The organism is Pseudomonas sp. NBRC 100443 (assembly GCF_030268185.1).
Lineage (GTDB): Bacteria > Pseudomonadota > Gammaproteobacteria > Pseudomonadales > Pseudomonadaceae > Pseudomonas > Pseudomonas citronellolis.
In genome coordinates, this window is sequence record NZ_BSQE01000015.1 from 82,931 (window position 1) to 99,138 (window position 16,208).

The 16,208-nt window shown below is 68.4% G+C and carries 13 protein-coding genes; 5 read left to right on the top strand and 8 right to left on the bottom strand.

Annotation, left to right across the window (positions count from 1 at the left end):
• Window positions 1-46: 46 nt before the first annotated feature.
• Window positions 47-961: a LysR family transcriptional regulator gene (locus tag QSJ95_RS19750; protein ID WP_285644741.1), complete on the top strand. Its 915-nt coding sequence runs from the start codon at window positions 47-49 to the stop codon at window positions 959-961.
• A 230-nt stretch (window positions 962-1,191) separates the two neighbouring features.
• On the opposite strand, the gene QSJ95_RS19755 is transcribed toward QSJ95_RS19750, so the two are convergent.
• Together QSJ95_RS19755 and QSJ95_RS19760 are read right to left on the bottom strand one after the other, a co-directional pair.
• Window positions 1,192-1,623 (bottom strand): transporter substrate-binding domain-containing protein, encoded by a 432-nt coding sequence (locus tag QSJ95_RS19755; protein WP_502945287.1) that lies wholly within the window; start codon window positions 1,621-1,623, stop codon window positions 1,192-1,194.
• Window positions 1,624-2,040: 417 nt separating this feature from the next.
• Window positions 2,041-3,090, bottom strand: a complete 1,050-nt coding sequence (locus QSJ95_RS19760) for a LacI family DNA-binding transcriptional regulator (RefSeq protein WP_061561585.1) — start codon at window positions 3,088-3,090, stop codon at window positions 2,041-2,043.
• Window positions 3,091-3,306: 216 nt separating this feature from the next.
• Between QSJ95_RS19760 and QSJ95_RS19765 the strand changes: the two genes are divergently transcribed.
• The 4 genes from QSJ95_RS19765 (at window position 3,307) to QSJ95_RS19780 (ending at window position 8,980) form a co-directional block, all read left to right on the top strand.
• Window positions 3,307-5,553, top strand: coding sequence for a TonB-dependent receptor (locus QSJ95_RS19765; protein WP_285644744.1), 2,247 nt, complete (start codon window positions 3,307-3,309; stop codon window positions 5,551-5,553).
• 93 nt (window positions 5,554-5,646) lie between these two features.
• Window positions 5,647-6,975 (top strand): LLM class flavin-dependent oxidoreductase, encoded by a 1,329-nt coding sequence (locus QSJ95_RS19770; RefSeq protein WP_009620038.1) that lies wholly within the window; start codon window positions 5,647-5,649, stop codon window positions 6,973-6,975.
• Between the two features lie 14 nt (window positions 6,976-6,989).
• Window positions 6,990-8,036 (top strand): L-glyceraldehyde 3-phosphate reductase, encoded by a 1,047-nt coding sequence (gene mgrA / locus QSJ95_RS19775; protein WP_009620036.1) that lies wholly within the window; start codon window positions 6,990-6,992, stop codon window positions 8,034-8,036.
• Window positions 8,033-8,980, top strand: a complete 948-nt coding sequence (locus QSJ95_RS19780; RefSeq protein ID WP_285644748.1) for an aliphatic sulfonate ABC transporter substrate-binding protein — start codon at window positions 8,033-8,035, stop codon at window positions 8,978-8,980. Before mgrA ends, QSJ95_RS19780 begins: the two co-directional genes overlap by 4 nt.
• 6 nt (window positions 8,981-8,986) lie before the next feature.
• Here QSJ95_RS19780 and QSJ95_RS19785 read toward each other — a convergent pair whose 3' ends face one another.
• From QSJ95_RS19785 to QSJ95_RS19810, 6 genes are all read right to left on the bottom strand, one after another.
• On the bottom strand, window positions 8,987-9,874 hold the full coding sequence (locus QSJ95_RS19785) for an alpha/beta fold hydrolase (RefSeq protein WP_285644750.1): 888 nt from the start codon (window positions 9,872-9,874) through the stop codon (window positions 8,987-8,989).
• Window positions 9,875-10,206: 332 nt separating this feature from the next.
• Window positions 10,207-11,544 carry an MFS transporter gene (locus QSJ95_RS19790; RefSeq protein WP_285644751.1) on the bottom strand — a complete coding sequence of 446 codons (1,338 nt, stop codon included), beginning with the start codon at window positions 11,542-11,544 and terminating at the stop codon, window positions 10,207-10,209.
• A 151-nt stretch (window positions 11,545-11,695) separates the two neighbouring features.
• Window positions 11,696-12,886 (bottom strand): CaiB/BaiF CoA transferase family protein, encoded by a 1,191-nt coding sequence (locus tag QSJ95_RS19795; protein ID WP_285644753.1) that lies wholly within the window; start codon window positions 12,884-12,886, stop codon window positions 11,696-11,698.
• A complete protein-coding gene (locus QSJ95_RS19800; protein WP_285644755.1) occupies window positions 12,886-13,941 on the bottom strand; it encodes a hypothetical protein in 1,056 nt (351 codons plus the stop codon). The genes QSJ95_RS19795 and QSJ95_RS19800 overlap by 1 nt, the downstream gene beginning before the upstream one ends.
• Before the next feature lie 21 nt (window positions 13,942-13,962).
• Window positions 13,963-14,598, bottom strand: coding sequence for a TetR/AcrR family transcriptional regulator (locus QSJ95_RS19805; RefSeq protein WP_009620024.1), 636 nt, complete (start codon window positions 14,596-14,598; stop codon window positions 13,963-13,965).
• Between the two features lie 3 nt (window positions 14,599-14,601).
• Entirely contained in the window at window positions 14,602-15,777 is a 1,176-nt protein-coding gene (locus QSJ95_RS19810) for an acyl-CoA dehydrogenase family protein (protein ID WP_061561579.1), read from the bottom strand.
• Window positions 15,778-16,208 lie beyond the last annotated feature (431 nt).

Consider the following 16,208-nt stretch of genomic DNA (forward strand, 5'->3'; position numbering starts at 1 on the left):
AATGCCGAATTTTTGCACAACTTCTGTGCCTGACAGGAATAGATAAATGGACAAGATGACCGCCCTGACCATGTTCGTCGCCACCGCCGACCACGGCGGCTTCAGCCGCGCCGCCGAACACCTGGGCAAGACGCCCTCGGCGGTGACCAAGGGCGTGGCGCAGTTGGAGGCGGAACTGGGCGCGCGGCTGTTCGAGCGCACCACCCGGCGCATGGCGCTGACCGAGGCCGGGCAGATCTACCTGGAGGGCGCGCGCCAGGCGCTGCTGCACCTGCAGGCGGCCGGCGCGGAAGTGGAGCAGTTGCAGAAGGACCTGCGCGGCACCCTGCGCATCGCCGCCCCGCCCTCCTTCGCCCCGGCCTTCCTCAACCAGGTGTGCGGCGCCTTCCTCGAGGAATACCCGCAGGTGCGCCTGGAGGTGGACCTGCAGGACGAGTTCGCCGACCTGGTGGAAGGTGGCTACGACCTGGCCCTGCGCGACGGCCCCGTCGACCTGCCCGGGGTGATCGCCCAGCCGCTGCTGGAGAACCACCTGCTGCTGTGCGCCAGCCCCGCATACCTGGCGCGCAAGGGCATGGACGTGACCCTGGAGAACTACACCGAGCACGACTGGCTGATCTTCCGCCACCCCATGCTCAACCGGAACTTCTGGTGGGTGAACCGCGACGGCGAGCGCATCCGCCTGAAGCAGCCGGTGCCGCGCCTGGCCAGCGACAACTACGACTTCCTGCTCGCCTGCCTGCAGGCCGGCCACGGCGTGCAGTTCCTGCCGCAATGGAGCGCCCTGCCATACCTGGCCCGCGGAGAATTGGTGGAGCAGTTGCCGGACTGCTGGCGCGACCAGAGCGCCTTCGGCGCCACCATCCACGTGCTGTTCCTGCCGCACCGGCGCAACACGCGCAAGGTGCGGGTATTCATCGAGGCCCTGAAGGCGCACCTGCGGGCGCAGGGGTTGGGCTGAGGCCCGGCGCATGACGCTGTTGTAGGAGCGGGCCCTGCCCGCGAATCGCGCGCAGGGCGCGCTCCTACAGGGGAACGGCGTAGGTGGGGCAGCGTAGGAGCGGATCTCATCCGCGATCCGCGCCGGGGCATCCGGTTATCGCGGACAAGGTCCGCACCTACGGGGGAGGCATACCGTGCCTGACCTGTAGGAGCGGGCCCTGCCCGCGAAATCGCGCGCAGGGCGCGCTCCTACAGGGGGCTAAGATAGCGCTGCAGGATCGCCTGGTACTCCCCGCCCTCGACCAGCTCGCGCATCGCCCGGGCATAGCGCTCGACGAATGCCGGCGTGGTGGTGCGCTTGCTGAAGGCGACTTCCGCGGCATCGCTGGAAACCACCACGGCGGTGGGGCCGATGCGTTCGTTCAGGCCCAGTTGCTCCAGCTCGTAGAGGCCGCTGTTCTCGTCGGCGATGATGCCGTCGAGGCGGCCCTTGTCGATCATGTGCCAGAGGTTGCCGCGGCTGGGGTTGAAGAATACCCGGCTGGCGAAGTCATGGTTGGCGAGCAGTTGCTGGTAGGACTCGCCGTAGCTCACGCCGACCTGCGCGCCCAGGCGGAACGAGGTGCCCAACAGGTCCAGCAGGCCATGCAGACCGTCCCGGGCGGGGTCACCCTTGCGCATGAACAGGATGTTCCGCGAGGGCTGCAGGATGGCCCCGGAGAAGTAGGCGTAGACCTCGCGCTCCGGCCAGCGCCAGGGCCGGCAGCAGCGCGAGGAAGAGCGTCAGGGCCAGGGTCGGGAGTGTGCGCGCGAGCGGCGAGGATCTTGTTATTGCACTGGGCAAGGTCACGACTCGTAGCGATCGGGGCGTAGGACGAGTCTAGAGGCTCGACGGAGCGTCGGCTAGGCAGGCGTATGGCCTTTCCTTCAGCCAATATGACTGGTCCCCTGTTCGCACCAGCCACGGCGATGGGTATCGCTTCGCTCAACCCATCCCACGAGGCTGTTCGCACCGGCCGCGCCGAAGTGCTTTTCGTAGGATGGGTTGAGCCTTGGCGAAACCCATGCGGCCACGGCAATGGGCATCGCCTCGCTGCCTCAGCAGCTCTCCCGCTCCACCACCCGGCACTGCAGCAGGTTCAGGCGCTCCACCACCCCTTCCGCCGGCTGCGCGCCGATGGCCTGCAGCACCCGCTGCGCGGCGATCTCGCCGATTTCCCGGGCCGGCGGCTTGAGGGTGGTGAGGCTGGGCAGCAGCATGGGCGCGAAGGGGTAGTCGCCGAAGCCGAGCACCGCGCAGTCCTGCGGGATGCGCAGGCCGGCACGCTGCCCGGCGAGCAGGCCGCCGGCGGCGAGGTTGTCGTTGGCGAAGACGATGGCGTCCGGGCGCTCGCGCCGCGCCATCAGCGCTTCCATCGCCTGCTTGCCGGCCTCGAAGGGGGCGCTGGCGGTGGGCACGAACATCCAGGGTTGCAGGCCCAGGGCGCGCAGAGTGTCGGCGTAGCCGTCGCGGCGGTCCAGGGCGCTGTAGTCGCCCGGCGCGCTGTTCTGCACGAAGGCGATGCGCCGGTAGCCCTTGCCGTGCAGGTAGCGCGCGGCGTCCACGCCCACCTGGTAGTGGGAGAAGCCCACCTGGATGGGCCGGCGCGCCGGCTGGTAGTCCCACATTTCCAATAGCGGGACATCGGCGTCTTCCAGCAGCTTCTCGCAGGTTGGGGTGTGGAAGTGGCTGGTCAGCACCAGGGCCGCCGGGTTCCAGCCGAGGAAGGCGCGCACGGCGCTCTCTTCCTTCTCGCCGTCGAAGTAGCTGGAGGCCAGCAACAGCTGGTAGCCGGCCGCGGCCAGGACGTCGCTGAAGGCCTGGATGGTGTCGGCGAAGATCGGCCCGGAGATGTTCGGTACCACCATGCCGACGATGCGCCCGCGCGCCGAGGCCAGCCCGCCAGCCACCTGGTTGGGCACGTAGCCCAGCGCCGCCACCGCCTCGCCGATGCGCTCGCGCAGCTCCTCGGAAAGGCTCGCCGGCTGGTTGAAGTAGCGCGACACGCTGATGGCCGACACTCCAGCGCGCTCAGCCACGGCGGTGAGGGTGACGCGGCCGGCGCCGCGGCGCTTGCGGGGACTGTCCAGTGACGACCTCCATTTCAGGAATATAAAAGTAATTTTTCAGTATTTGACGCTCTAAAGCGTGATCCGGATACTCGCCGATGTTAGCGCTAACAAACAAGCTTTGCCGCTGACAAAAAGCCTTCTTCATCCATCGGCCACTCGCACGAGCGAGCGCTCGTGAAGTTTTCCGCGAACAGGCGCCGCAGCGGCCCGCACAAGAGGCTGGCGGCGGACCAGGGCAATCCAGGAGTGGCCATGACTCAGCAGTACCGGGCGAACGCCCACGATCAATTCCCCCGGCTCAGCGCCTTGGCGCTGGCCATCGCCACGCTGGTGGGCGGCGTGCAGCTGCCGGCGCAGGCCGCCGATGGCGAGCAGCCCAAGGCCGAGGAAGCGGCCCCCACCCTCAATGCCGTGACCGTCACCGCGACGCGCCGCGAGGAATCGCTGCAGAAGGTGCCGGTGGCGGTCAGCGTGATCAGCGGCGAGCAGCTGCAGCGCGACAACCGCAACAACGTCTCGACCCTCGTCAGCGAAGTGCCGACGCTGAACTACCGCGCCGGCGCCTCGAACAAGGACACCTCGCTGTTCGTCCGCGGCGTGGGCACCATCAGCACCTCGCCGGGCGTCGAGCCGAGCGTTTCCACCGTGGTCGACGGCGTGGTCTACGGCCGCCCCGGCATGGCCACCCTGGACCTGCTCGACCTGGAGCGCATCGAGGTGCTGCGCGGCCCGCAGGGCACGCTGTTCGGCAAGAATGCCTCGGCCGGCGTGCTCAACATCGTCACCCGGGCGGTGCCGGACGAAACCAGCGGCTTCGTCGACTACTCGCACTTCGGCGGCGGCAACGAGAACCGCACCAGCTTCGGCATCGGCGGCACCCTCGTGCCGGGCAAGCTCAAGGCCAGCGTCACGGCCCTGCTGGGCAGCTACGAGGGCAACGTGGAGAACGTTTACAACGGCCACGAGGTCAACGGCTACAACCGCAAGGGCGCGCGCGCCAAGTTCGAGCTGACGCCCAGCGACGACCTGAAGGTGACGCTGATCGCCGACTACATGCAGGCCAACGACGACAGCCCCAGCGGCGTCATCACCAGCACCAGCAGCGCGGCCTTCGCCAATGCCCTGCGCCCGGTGGTGGCCGACAGCGACAACCGCAAGATCAACGCCGACTACCGCACCCATGTCGACGACACCAACAAGGGCCTGTCGGCCCAGCTGGACTGGAGCCTGGGCGACTACACCCTGACCTCGATCAGCGCCTGGCGCGGCTGGGACAACACCCAGTACCAGGACGGCGACCGCCTGTCCCAGGTCAGCGCGGCCTTCCCCAGCTCCCACGACAAGGGCGAGCTGGCCTACGACCAGTACTCCCAGGAAATCCGCCTGGCCTCGCCCAAGGGCCGGTTCGCCGAGTACGTCACCGGCCTGTACTACATGCACGCCAAGGACGACGAGACCTACCGCCGCACCCTGACCACCACCGGCTCGGTCGATACCGGCGTGGCCGGCTACGGCACCACCAGCGACAGCTACTCGGCCTTCGGCGAGGCGACGCTGAACTTCACCCCGGCCTTCCGTGGCATCGCCGGCCTGCGCTACACCCACGACGAGCTGGAATACGACCACCGCCGGGTGTCCACCTCGGCCACCGCGGTCACCGGCATCCAGCCGTCCACCCACAGCTCCGGCTCCACCGACGAAGACGGCTGGTCCGGGCGTTTAGGTGTGCAGTACGACCTGAGCGAGAACCTCACCAGCTACCTGACCTACTCGCGCGGCTACAAGGGCCCGGCCTACAACGTGTTCTTCAACATGCAGCCGCGCGACACCGAGGCGCTCAAGCCGGAAACCTCCAACTCCTGGGAGCTGGGCCTGAAGGCCACCGCCCTGGACAAGCGCCTGAGCGCCAACTTCGCGGTGTTCCACACCGAGTACGACAACTACCAGGCGAACTTCTACGACACCGTGGCCAACCAGGTGGTGACGCGCCTGATCAACGCCGGTTCGGTGAAGACCGAAGGCGCCGAGGCCGACCTGGCCTGGCAGGCCACCCGCCAGTTGAAGCTGTCCGGCTCGGTGGCGTACACCCACGCGCGCATCGAGGAGTTCAGCTGCCCGCCGGGCGCCGCCGCCAGCTGCAACGTCAACGGCAAGCCGCTGCCCTTCTCGCCGGACTGGAAGAGCTACGTGCGCGCCGACTACGACATCCCGCTGGACAACGGCCTGGATGTGGAGCTGGGCACCGACTACAGCTGGCAGGACAAGGTGCAGTACGACCTGAGCCAGAACCCGGACACCATCCAGGGCGCCTACGGCATCTGGAATGCCAGCGTGGCCCTGGCCGACTACAACGCCGGCTGGCGCGTGGCCTTCCTGGCCAAGAACCTCACCGACAAGTCCTATTCGCCACTGCTGGCCAGCGGCGGGAGCTACGTCTACCGCCTGGTGCCGCGCGACGACGGCCGTTATTTCGGCTTCGAGCTGCGCAAGGACTTCTGAGCCGCGGAACCTGCGCCCCGCCCTCGCCGGCGGGGCGCCAACCAAGAAACCGTCCCGCCCGGCGTGCGCCACCCTTCCGCAGAGGACACCAGCATGACCGCAAGCAACCGCACCCTTTCCCTCGGCGCCTTCCTCATGGCCACCGGGCACCACGTCGCCGCCTGGCGCCACCCGGACGTACCGGCCGACGCCGGGCTGAGCTTCCAGCAGTACAAGCGCCTGGCGCAGATCGCCGAGGCGGCGAAGTTCGATACCCTGTTCGTCGCCGACAGCGTGGCCGCCCCCAGCGCGCCCATCGCCAGCCGCATGGCCCGTTCCGATCACTTCGAACCGCTCACCCTGCTCAGCGCGCTGGCCGCGGTGACCGAGCGCATCGGCCTGATCGCCACCGTCACCACCAGCTACAACGAGCCCTACCACGTGGCGCGCAAGTTCGCCTCGCTGGACCACCTCTCCGGCGGGCGCGCCGGCTGGAACCTGGTGACCTCGGACAACGCCGCCGAGGCGCTGAACTTCAATCGCAGCGAGCACCTCGGCCACGCCGAGCGCTATGCCCGCGCCCGCGAGTTCCACGACGTGGTGAACGGCCTGTGGGACAGCTGGGAGGACGACGCCTTCCTGCGCGACAAGGCCAGCGGCCAATACTACGACCCGGCCAAACTGCACCAGCTCGACCACCAGGGCGAACACTTCCAGGTGCGCGGCCCGCTGAACGTGGCGCGCTCGCCCCAGGGCCGCCCGGTGGTGGTCCAGGCCGGCTCCTCGGAAACCGGCCGCGAGCTGGCCGCGCAGACCGCCGAAGTGGTGTTCACCGCGCAGACCTCGCTGGCCGCCGCCCGCGACTTCTACGCCGACCTCAAGGGCCGCATGGCGCGCCATGGCCGCCGCCCGGACGAACTGAAGGTGATGCCCGGCGTATACGTGGTGGTCGCCGACAGCGAAGCCGAGGCCCAGGAAAAGCAGGAAGCCTTCCAGGAACTGGTGGAGCCGCAAGTGGGTGTCGCCCTGCTCTCGCGCATGCTCGGCAACTTCGACCTGTCCGCCTACCCGCTGGACGGCCCGCTGCCGGAACTGCCGCTGACCGACAGCGGCCAGCGCAGCCGCCAGCTGCTGCTCACCGAACTGGCCGGCAAGGAGAACCTGAGCCTCGCCCAGCTCGGCCGGCGCATCGCCGGCGGGCGCGGCCACTACAGCCTGGTCGGCACCCCGCAACGCATCGCCGACGAGCTGCAGGCCTGGTTCGAACAGGGCGCCGCCGATGGCTTCAATGTGCTGGTGCCGCACCTGCCCGGCGGCCTGGAAGACGTCGCCAACTTGCTGGTGCCGGAGCTGCAGCGGCGCGGGCTGTTCCGTCGCGACTACGCCGGCAGCACCCTGCGCGACCACCTGGGCCTGGCGCGCCCGGCCAACCGATTTGCCTGAACACGGAGTCCCCCATGACCTACCTCGCCACCCCCGAGCGCTACCAGCGCCTTCCCTACCGCCGCGTCGGCCGCAGCGGCCTGGTGCTGCCGGCCCTGTCCCTGGGCCTGTGGCACAACTTCGGCGATGCCACGCCGCTGGACACCCAGCGCGCGCTGCTGCGCACCGCCTTCGACCTGGGCATCAACCACTTCGACCTGGCCAACAACTACGGCCCACCCTACGGCAGCGCCGAGATCAACTTCGGCCGCCTGCTGCGCGAGGACTTCGCCGCCTACCGCGACGAGCTGATCATCTCCACCAAGGCCGGCTGGGACATGTGGCCCGGCCCCTACGGCCAGGGCGGCAGCTCGCGCAAGTACCTGCTGGCCAGCCTGGACCAGAGCCTGCAACGCCTGGGCCTGGACTACGTGGACATCTTCTACTCGCACCGCTTCGACCCGCACACGCCGCTGGAGGAAACCGCCGGCGCCCTGGCCAGCGCCGTGCAGCAGGGCAAGGCGCTGTACGTGGGCATCTCCAGCTACTCCGCAGGCAAGACCCGCGAGCTGGCGGCGCTGCTGCGCGACTGGAAGGTGCCGTTGCTGATCCACCAGCCGGCCTACAACCTGTTCAACCGCTGGGTGGAAAAGGACCTGCTGGCCACCACCGACGAACTCGGCGCCGGCGTCATCGCCTTCACCCCGCTGGCCCAGGGCCTGCTCACCGGCAAGTACCTGAACGGCGTGCCCGAGGACGCGCGGATCAACCGCCCCGGCGGCGCTTCGCTGCGCCCCGAGCACCTGTCCGAGGACAACCTGCGCCGCGCCCGCGCGCTCGACGAGATAGCCGCGCGCCGCGGCCAGAGCCTGGCCCAGCTGGCCCTGGCCTGGACCCTGCGCGATCCGCGGGTGACCTCGGCGCTGATCGGCGCCAGCCACCCGCAGCAGTTGCACGAGAACGTCGCCGCCCTGGACAACCTGGCCTTGAGCGCCGAGGAACTGGCGGAAATCGACCGCCACGCCGTGGAAGGCGGGATCAACCTCTGGGAAAAACCCTCCACCGACTGGCAGGACGCATGACCAAGCACCTGAAGGGCCGCCTGGCGGCCCTGCTCACCCTATTCGCACTGGCCGGCGGCGCCTGGGCCGACGCCCCCGCGCAACTGCGCATCGGCTACCAGAAGGCCTCCACCAGCCAGGTGCTGGCCAAGGAGCACAGGCTGCTGGAGCAGCGCTTCGCGCACACCCGAATCGACTGGGTCGAGTTCCCCGCCGGCCCGCAGATGCTGGAGGCGCTGAACGTGGGTGCCATCGACCTGGGTGGCAGCGGCGACGTCCCGCCGATCTTCGCCCAGGCCGCCGGCGCCGACCTGCTCTACGTGGGCACCGAGCCGGCCAAGCCGCAGGCGGAAACGATCATCGTGCCGCGAGACAGCCCGATCCATGACCTGGCCGGGCTGAAAGGCAAGCGCGTGGCCTTCCAGAAAGGCTCCAGCTCGCACAACACCCTGCTGCGCGCGCTGCAGAAGGCCGGCCTGGGCATCGGCGACATCCAGCCGCTGTACCTGACCCCGGCCGACGCCCGCGCCGCCTTCGAAAGCGGCCAGGTGGATGCCTGGGCCATCTGGGACCCGTGGTATTCGCAACTGGAACTGGAAGGCCGCGCGCGGCTGCTGGCCAACGGCGAGGGCCTGGACCTGTCCGGCCCCTTCTACCTGGCCTCGCGCGCCTTTGCCGAGCGCAACGGCGAGTTCCTGCGCCAGGTGCTGGACACCTTCACCCAGGCCGAAGCCCTGACGCGCAGCGACAAGGCCGGCAGCGTGGCGATCATGGCCCGCGTCACCGGCCTGTCGCCCCAGGTGATCGAACTCACCTTCAGCCACCGCCCGCCGGCCTCGCCGATCCGTCCGCTGAACGACGCCGACGTCGCCGCCCAGCAACGCACCGCCGACCTGTTCTACGCCAACCGCATACTGCCGCGCGCCGTGAGCATCGCCCCGGCGGTCTGGCGGCCGGGGCCGTGAGCGGCGTCAGCCACGGGCATCCGCCACGCCGAGCAGCCGCGCGATCTCCTCGGCCACCCGCGCCGGCTCGCTGAGGATCAGCCCGTGGCCCGAGCGCTCGGCCAGCACATGGCGGCCCTGGGGCGACTGCCGGGCGCGGTAGGCATGGGCGGCGTTGGCCGCCGCGCGGATGCGCTCGCTCATGCCGAAGTCCGCCAGGGCGCCGGAGATGACTGTCAGTGGGATATCCGGCAGCACCGGCGGCTGGTTGCGATAGGTTTCCAGCGCCGCCACCAGGCCGGCCAGCTCGGCGCCGCGGGTGCGCATCACCGGCATGCTGAAGCCTTCCCGGCGCAGGTCGGCGAGCACGTCCTCGGGCAGTACGGCAATGGCCTTGCGGTAGCAGCGCTCCAGCAAGCCGCAGCGGGCCAGCATCCAGCTGGCCGCGTGGGCGAACTTCTCCAGGCGGCGGAAGGCCGGGGTGAAGATCAGTTCGCAGGCTTCGTCGGAGACGTCCGCCAGCACCAGGCCGGCGATGCGCTCCGGCCGCGCGGCGGTGGCGGCGCGCACCAGGGGGCCGCCGCCGCTGTGCGCCACCAGCACGAAGGGACCGGGGCCGAGGTGGTCGAGCAGGTCGTTGAGGTCGTCGGCCATCCGCTGCATGCTGCGCGGCTGGGCGTCCGCCGGGCTGCGGCCGAGGCCGCTGCGGTCGTAGACCACGGCGCGGGTCCACTGCGCCACCAAAGGCTGGACCAGCCCCCAGAAGGAACGGCTGGCAGCCAGGCCGCTTTCGAACACTACGGTGGGCGCCTGCCCATCTGCCGGGCCTGGGAGGGTCTGGTAGAACAGCTCGCGGCCATCGCGGGTGGGGGCCAGGCCGGGGGTGCCCTGGGTGGGTGCGGGGGCTGGGGGCATGGGGTGTCCTGGTGGGGTGTGGCGGTAGATGGCGAATGATAATCATTATTTTCAGAGTGGTGATATGTCGTTGCCTTGGTGTGTCTGGTCGACTCTGCTCCCTCTCCCCAGCCCTCGGCTGCGCGCCCCGCCCTGAAGGGAGAGGGGGCTAGTCCGTGCCGAGAGAAGGAATGGCTTCAGCCGGCAATCTCTGCGCTAGCCGGCTGACTCCAGAACATCAACGTCTGCCCAACGGTCCCCTCTCCCTTCAGGGAGAGGGTTAGGGAGAGGGCGCTCTTCAGGACACGCCCCGAATCCAGCCGGCAGAACACCGTTCGCGAGCAAGCTCGCCCCTACTTCGCCTTGTTCTCCCGCAACATGCGCCTGGGAATCCCCAGCAGTATGGTCAGGCCCCCCGCGATCAACACCAGCGCAACCGTATACATCCCCCACGACAGGCTCCCCGTCGCCCCACGCACCCAGCCGATGACGATGGGCGCGGTCAGCCCGCCCACCTGCCCCAGGCTGCTGATCAGCGCAATGCCTCCGGCCGCCGCCGTACCGGACAGGAAGGCGGTGGGAATGGTCCAGAACAACGCCGTCACCGAGAGATAGCCGACGCACATGATCGACAGCAGGACGATCGACAGCGTCCAGTTCGACGGCAGGTAGCCGATGGCGGCGACGGCGCCGGCCACCACCAGGATGCAGGCCATGAAGTGCCAGCGGCGCTCCACCACCCGGTCGGAGTTCCAGCAGACGATGAGCATGCCGACCGCACCGACCAGCCAGGGCAGCGCGGACAGCAGGCCGATGTACCAGACGTTGGTCACGCCCGACTGCTTGATCAGCGTGGGGGCCCAGAAGTTCAGCACCGAGCCGGCCCAGGGAATGACGAAGTAGCCGAAGGCGGCGATGTAGACCCAGGGGTTCCGCAGCGCCGCGGAGAAGTCGTGGCCCTTCTCGACGGCGGCCTTGGCGCTGGCGTCCTCGGCCAGGTGCGCCTGGACGATGGCCTTTTCCGCCGGGCTGAGCCACTTCGCCTGCTCCGGCTTGTCGGCCAGGTAGAAGTAGGCGATGACGCCGGCGACGATGGACGGCGAGCCTTCGAGCAGGAACAGCCACTGCCAGGCCTTCAGCCCGTACACGCCGCCCATGTTGTGCATGATCCAGCCGGAGACGATGCCGCCGATGGTGCCGGCCGCGGCGATGCCGAGGATGAACCTGGAGGTGACGCGGGCGCGGCGCCCGGACGGGTACCAGTACGTCAGGTAGAGAATCACCCCGGGCAGGAAGCCCGCCTCGGCGCAGCCCAGCGCTATGCGCGCGATGTAGAACTGCATGGGGGTCTGCACGAACATCATGCAGGTGGAGATCAGCCCCCAGAGGATCATGATCCGGGAGATGGTGACCCGCGCGCCGAATCGCTGCAGGCACAAGTTGCTCGGCACTTCGAAGAGGATGTAGCCGACGAAGAACAGGCCCACGCCGAAGCCGTAGGCGGCTTCGCTGAGGCCGATGTCGGCGCTGAACTCCAGGTGGGCGAAGCTGATGTTCACCCGGTCGATGAAGCCGAGCACGTAGCAGATGAACAGGAAAGGCAGGATTCTCAGGTTGAGTTTCCGATAGGTCGCGTCGACGTCCGACGGGTTCAGTTCGGCCAGCGTTATTGCGGGGGTTGCTGATTGCATCGTTGTTCTCCACCCGTTGGCTGCCTGCGAAAAGCATGCAAAAACCCTTGCCCGCTCTTCGCAGAGGGACAGCCGCTATTCGATTGATCGTGCTGGTGAGTGCGGGGTCAGCCTCGCGGCCGGCCCAGGCGCGAAAGACGCGCGGGAGGCCTCAAGGCTCCCGTTCGGCGCCGAATACGCCGCGCTCGGCGAGCGCCTTTATCTGCGCGGCGGAAAAGCCATACGCCATGAGCACTTCGTCGCGGTGCTCGTCGAGCCGGGGCGGCCGCCTGCGCAGGGCGCCCGGCGTGCGCGCCAGCTTCACCGGAATGCCCGGGCCGCTGTAGCCCTCCTCGTCCATGACCATGTGGCGATGCAGCGTATGCGGCGCCTGCGCCACCGTCCCGACGTCGAGGATGGCCGCCGCCGGCACGCCCTTGCGCAGCAGTTCCTCGCCGAACGCCTCGCCGCGGACCTGCCCGAACAGCCGTTTCAGCTCGACTTCGAGCGCGGCCCGGTTCTCGACGCGCAGCCCGTTGCTGGCGTACCGAGCATCGTCCGCCAGGCCGGGCGCCCCCAGCAACTGGGCGAGCAGGCGGAACTGCCGGTTGTTCGCCACGGCGACGAATATCGGCGCGCCCGCCGTCTCGAACAGGTCGTAGGGCACGATGTTCGGGTGGCCATTGCCGACCGGCCTGGGCGGCACCTTCGAGGCCAGGAAGTTCGCCAGGTACGGGTGCGCCATGCTCACCCCGCTGTCGTACAGGGCGACGTCGGCCATCTGCCCGCGGCCGCTGCCGTTGCGCTCGTGCAGCGCCAGCAGGGCCGCGAGCGCCGCGTTCATGCCGGTGCACATGTCGACGATGGGCGAGCCCAGCCGGACCGGCAGCCGCCCGGGTTCGCCATTGATGCTCATCAGGCCGGACAGCGCCTGGACCACGGCGTCGTAGCCGGGCAGTTCGCCGAGCGGGCCGTCGTCGCCGAAGCCGGTGATGCGGCAATGCACCAGCCGGGGCAAGCGCCGGGTGATCTCCAGCGGCGATTCGATGCCCCAGGCGCGCAGGGTGCTCGCCTTGAAGTTCTCGATGAGCACGTCGGCGCTTTCCAGCAGCGTCCAGAACACTTCGCGGCCGGCCTCGGAGCCCATGTCCAGGGTGATCGCCCGCTTGTTGCGGTTCACCGCGTTGAAATAGGCCGCGCTGCCCTCCACGAACGGCGGGCCGAAGCCCCGGCACTCGTCGCCCTCGGGGCCTTCCACCTTGACCACGTCGGCGCCGTGATCCGCCAGTATCTGCGCGGCGAAGGGCCCGGCGAGGACCCGCGAGGCGTCGATGACGCGCAGTCCTTCCAGTGCGCCGGCCATCACACAGCTCCCCCGACGTGCCAGGCGAAGCGGCCGTTGGCCAGGTCCTTGTGGGTGACGCTCAGCGCCAGCCGGTGGTTGTGCGCATCGGCGGCGCCTTCCAGCAGGCCGTTCCAGATGTCGAAGACCGCCGGGTGCAGGGCCTGTGCCTGGCCGAACAGCGTCCAGCCGCGCTGGCTGATGGCGTAGCCGTCGGTGGTTTCCTGCACCCTGACCTCGTCCCCCTGGGCCCGGGCCAGCCTGGCCAGGAAGTCGACGAAGGCGTGCAGCGACTTGTCCTGCGCCACGCCCAGGCGCGCCGCCGTCTCGTGATAGCACTGCATGGCGACCTGGCGCGCCGACAGGCGCAGCACGCTCACCGCCTCGCTGGGGCCGAAGAGGTCGACGGCGGTGGGCAGGGTCGAGCGCACGTATTCCATCGCATAGTTGCGGCTGGCCTTTTCGATGCGCGCCTGCGGCCAATCACTGGAGGGCAGCGTGGGCGCGGCGGCCGCGTCGAAGTCCGGGGCGTCTTCGTGGCGGGCGAAGCGCAGCCGCTCGTGGGGCGCCAGGGGCGCGTCGTATTCGTAGTAGTAGCCTTCCAGGCCGGACTGGCCATCGGCGGTCTGCTTGGTGCAGACGAAGCCCAGGCGCGGGTTGCCCAGGGTGACGCCGTTCTGCGCATGCCAGCCGCGCAGCATGGCCGCGGAAACCTCCGAGGGGATGCCGCACAGCGCGGTGCCCGACCAGATCCAGCGCGGCGGCGTGTAGCGCACCCAGGCCTTGCGGTCGCTCTCGTACATGTACTCGACGCAGACGCCGCCGATGTTGTTCGACAGGTAGTGATATTGCGCGGCGGCCACCGCGGGCGGGAGCTTGTCGATGCCCAGTTTCGCCAGGCCCTGGAGGAACCGTTCCGAGCGTTGCCGGCAGAACACCTGGTAGACCAGTTCCGCCGCGCGGGATGTGCCTTGCCGGGTCACCGAGGAAAGTACCATCCCGGTGAAGAACGAGTGGTACCAGTGCGCTACCGCATGCCATGCCTCGCTGGTTTCTTTATCGACTACCGTATTCATCTCTACTACCTTCTAGTTGTTTTAGGTTTGCCTGAGACCATCTACGACGTAATCCGCAATCTCTTCTGCAACTTTCAGCCGCTGCATATCCGTTTCGCCCGGTTGGCGGCGATACCACATGGTCGTCCAGTTCAATGCCCCCAACAGCGGCTTGACCAACAGGTGCGAATCGACGGACTTGAATATGCCGGCGACGATTCCCTCCTCTATCACTTCGCGAAACAGCGCTTCGTATTCGTCGCGCATGACGATGAGCCGCTGCATCTCCGCGCGCTGGGCATCGGTCAGGCTGCCGGTGAGGTGCATCTCGACGCCCTGCACGGTCACCCGCTGGTAGGACGTGTATTCCATCATCAGCCGGGTATGCTCGACCGCCATCCGCCGCAGCCGCTGGTCCGCGCTCTGGGCTACGTCCGCGGCAATCGGCGCAACGCTTTCCAGGTTCATTTCCATGGCCCGCCGGTGCACAGCGGCGAACAGGTCCCCCTTGCTCCGGTAGTAGTAATAGACACTGCCCTTGGTAGCCTGAATCTGATCCGCCACGTAATCGATCGAAGTTGCTTCATAACCAACTCTGGAAAACGCCTCTGCCGCGGCATCCAATATCGCCGACTGGCGCAGCGGCATGTTTTCGTAACGGACGGATTTATTGGCCACACTTCATTCCTTCTTGTTCGGGTTTGCACACAACGAATGTTTTACCTGGCGCGCCAGGACCACCCGCTGGATCTCCGAAGTGCCTTCGTAGATTTCGGTGATCCGCTGGTCGCGATAATAACGTTCCATCGCACTGGGCTTTACGTAGCCCCGGCCACCCAGAATCTGTAGGGCATCGTCCACAATGCGGTGGGAAGATTCGCTGGAGAACAGCTTGGCCATCGCCCCCAGCCCGGTTATGTCATCGCCGCGGTCGTATGCGCGGGCGGCTTCGTAGGTCAGCATGCGGGCCGCGGACAGCGAGGTGACGGCGTCGGCCAGTTTGAAGCCGACGCCCTGGTGGTCGATGATCGGGCGCCCGAAGGTGCTGCGTTCCACCGCATGGGCCGCGGCCTCCTCGAATGCCGCCAGGGCGATGCCGTTGGCCTGGGCGGCGATGACCACGCGCCCCACGCCGAGAGTGGCCAGCGCCAGGCCCAGGCCCTTGCCGGCTTCGCCGACGATGGCGTCGTCCTCGACGTAGGTGTCCAGCTTCAGGTTGGTGGTGGTGGTGCCGCGGATGCCCATCTTGTCTTCGTAGTGGTCGATCACCACGCCCTCGGCGTCGCGGGCCACGACGAAGGCGCTGATGGCCTTCCTGCCGGCGCTCTCACCGGTGGCGGCGAAGACGATGAAGTGCCGGGAGTGGCCGCCGTTGCCCAGCCAGCATTTCTCGCCGCGTATCCGCCAACCCTTGCCCGTGCGGGTGGCGGTGGTCTGCAGGGCGGCGGGGTCGGAACCGGCGCCACGCTCGCTGAGCGCGAAGTTCACCGCGGCCCCGGTTTCGGCGAGCCCGCCCAGCAGCCGGCGCTTCTGCGCGTCGCTGCCGCCGAGCAGCACGGGGAACGCGCCGAGGGACAAGGCCGCCATGATCGCAGCGGTGGAAGCGCAGCCGCGCGCCAGCTCCTCGACCACGGCCACCAGCGCGCACAGCGATGCCCCTTCGCCGCCATGTTCGCGGGGCACGAACATGCCGCTCAGGCGGTTTTCCAGCAGCACGGGCAGGTGTTCCAGCGGGTAGCGCTGGTCGCGGTCGATCTCGGCGGCCAGCGGGCGGAAATGCCGCTCGCCGAGCAGCCGGGCGATCTCCTGCCAGCGGCGCTCGTCGGCGGTCAGCGGTGGGCTCCAGATGATGCTCATGGGAATACTACCGAGTAGGTTTTTGGAAAGTGACGACGCATCCCGGGCAGGCCGGAATCCCGTCTTGCGATCAACATACTACTCAGTATCCAAATCCGTCATCGCCCCGCCGGCAGCCCCTCCCGCTGCCCGCCAGGCAAGATGCCGCCCCTCTCCAGCCCCCTTCCGCCGACGCTTCCCGACCCAACCTCCGTCCCGCAAAGCAGCGCCAACCCTGACGTAGGATGGGTGGAGCGAAGCGATACCCATCACCCTGACAGACACGCCCACCAGGAACACTCCTACAGACATGGATGCCGCTTTACCCAGCCCAAACGACCAACGCCCTACCCGTCTATTCCGAGCCTTCCGTCCACCCCGGCGGAACCTTCTGCTATCCTGTGCGTCCTTTCGCTGTCGGTCACTGCCTTGACCGTGCTCCCCGTGACAGC

Bases quoted from the DNA above. Each gene is read 5' to 3' on its own strand.
- QSJ95_RS19780 (WP_285644748.1), top strand. From the start codon at position 8,033: ATGACCAAGCACCTGAAGGGCCGCCTGGCGGCCCTGCTCACCCTATTC.
- QSJ95_RS19750 (WP_285644741.1), top strand. From the start codon at position 47: ATGGACAAGATGACCGCCCTGACCATGTTCGTCGCCACCGCCGACCAC.
- mgrA (WP_009620036.1), top strand. From the start codon at position 6,990: ATGACCTACCTCGCCACCCCCGAGCGCTACCAGCGCCTTCCCTACCGC.
- QSJ95_RS19770 (WP_009620038.1), top strand. From the start codon at position 5,647: ATGACCGCAAGCAACCGCACCCTTTCCCTCGGCGCCTTCCTCATGGCC.
- QSJ95_RS19765 (WP_285644744.1), top strand. From the start codon at position 3,307: ATGACTCAGCAGTACCGGGCGAACGCCCACGATCAATTCCCCCGGCTC.
- QSJ95_RS19785 (WP_285644750.1), bottom strand. From the start codon at position 9,874: ATGCCCCCAGCCCCCGCACCCACCCAGGGCACCCCCGGCCTGGCCCCC.
- QSJ95_RS19795 (WP_285644753.1), bottom strand. From the start codon at position 12,886: ATGGCCGGCGCACTGGAAGGACTGCGCGTCATCGACGCCTCGCGGGTC.
- QSJ95_RS19755 (WP_502945287.1), bottom strand. From the start codon at position 1,623: ATGCGCAAGGGTGACCCCGCCCGGGACGGTCTGCATGGCCTGCTGGAC.
- QSJ95_RS19810 (WP_061561579.1), bottom strand. From the start codon at position 15,777: ATGAGCATCATCTGGAGCCCACCGCTGACCGCCGACGAGCGCCGCTGG.
- QSJ95_RS19790 (WP_285644751.1), bottom strand. From the start codon at position 11,544: ATGCAATCAGCAACCCCCGCAATAACGCTGGCCGAACTGAACCCGTCG.
- QSJ95_RS19800 (WP_285644755.1), bottom strand. From the start codon at position 13,941: ATGAATACGGTAGTCGATAAAGAAACCAGCGAGGCATGGCATGCGGTA.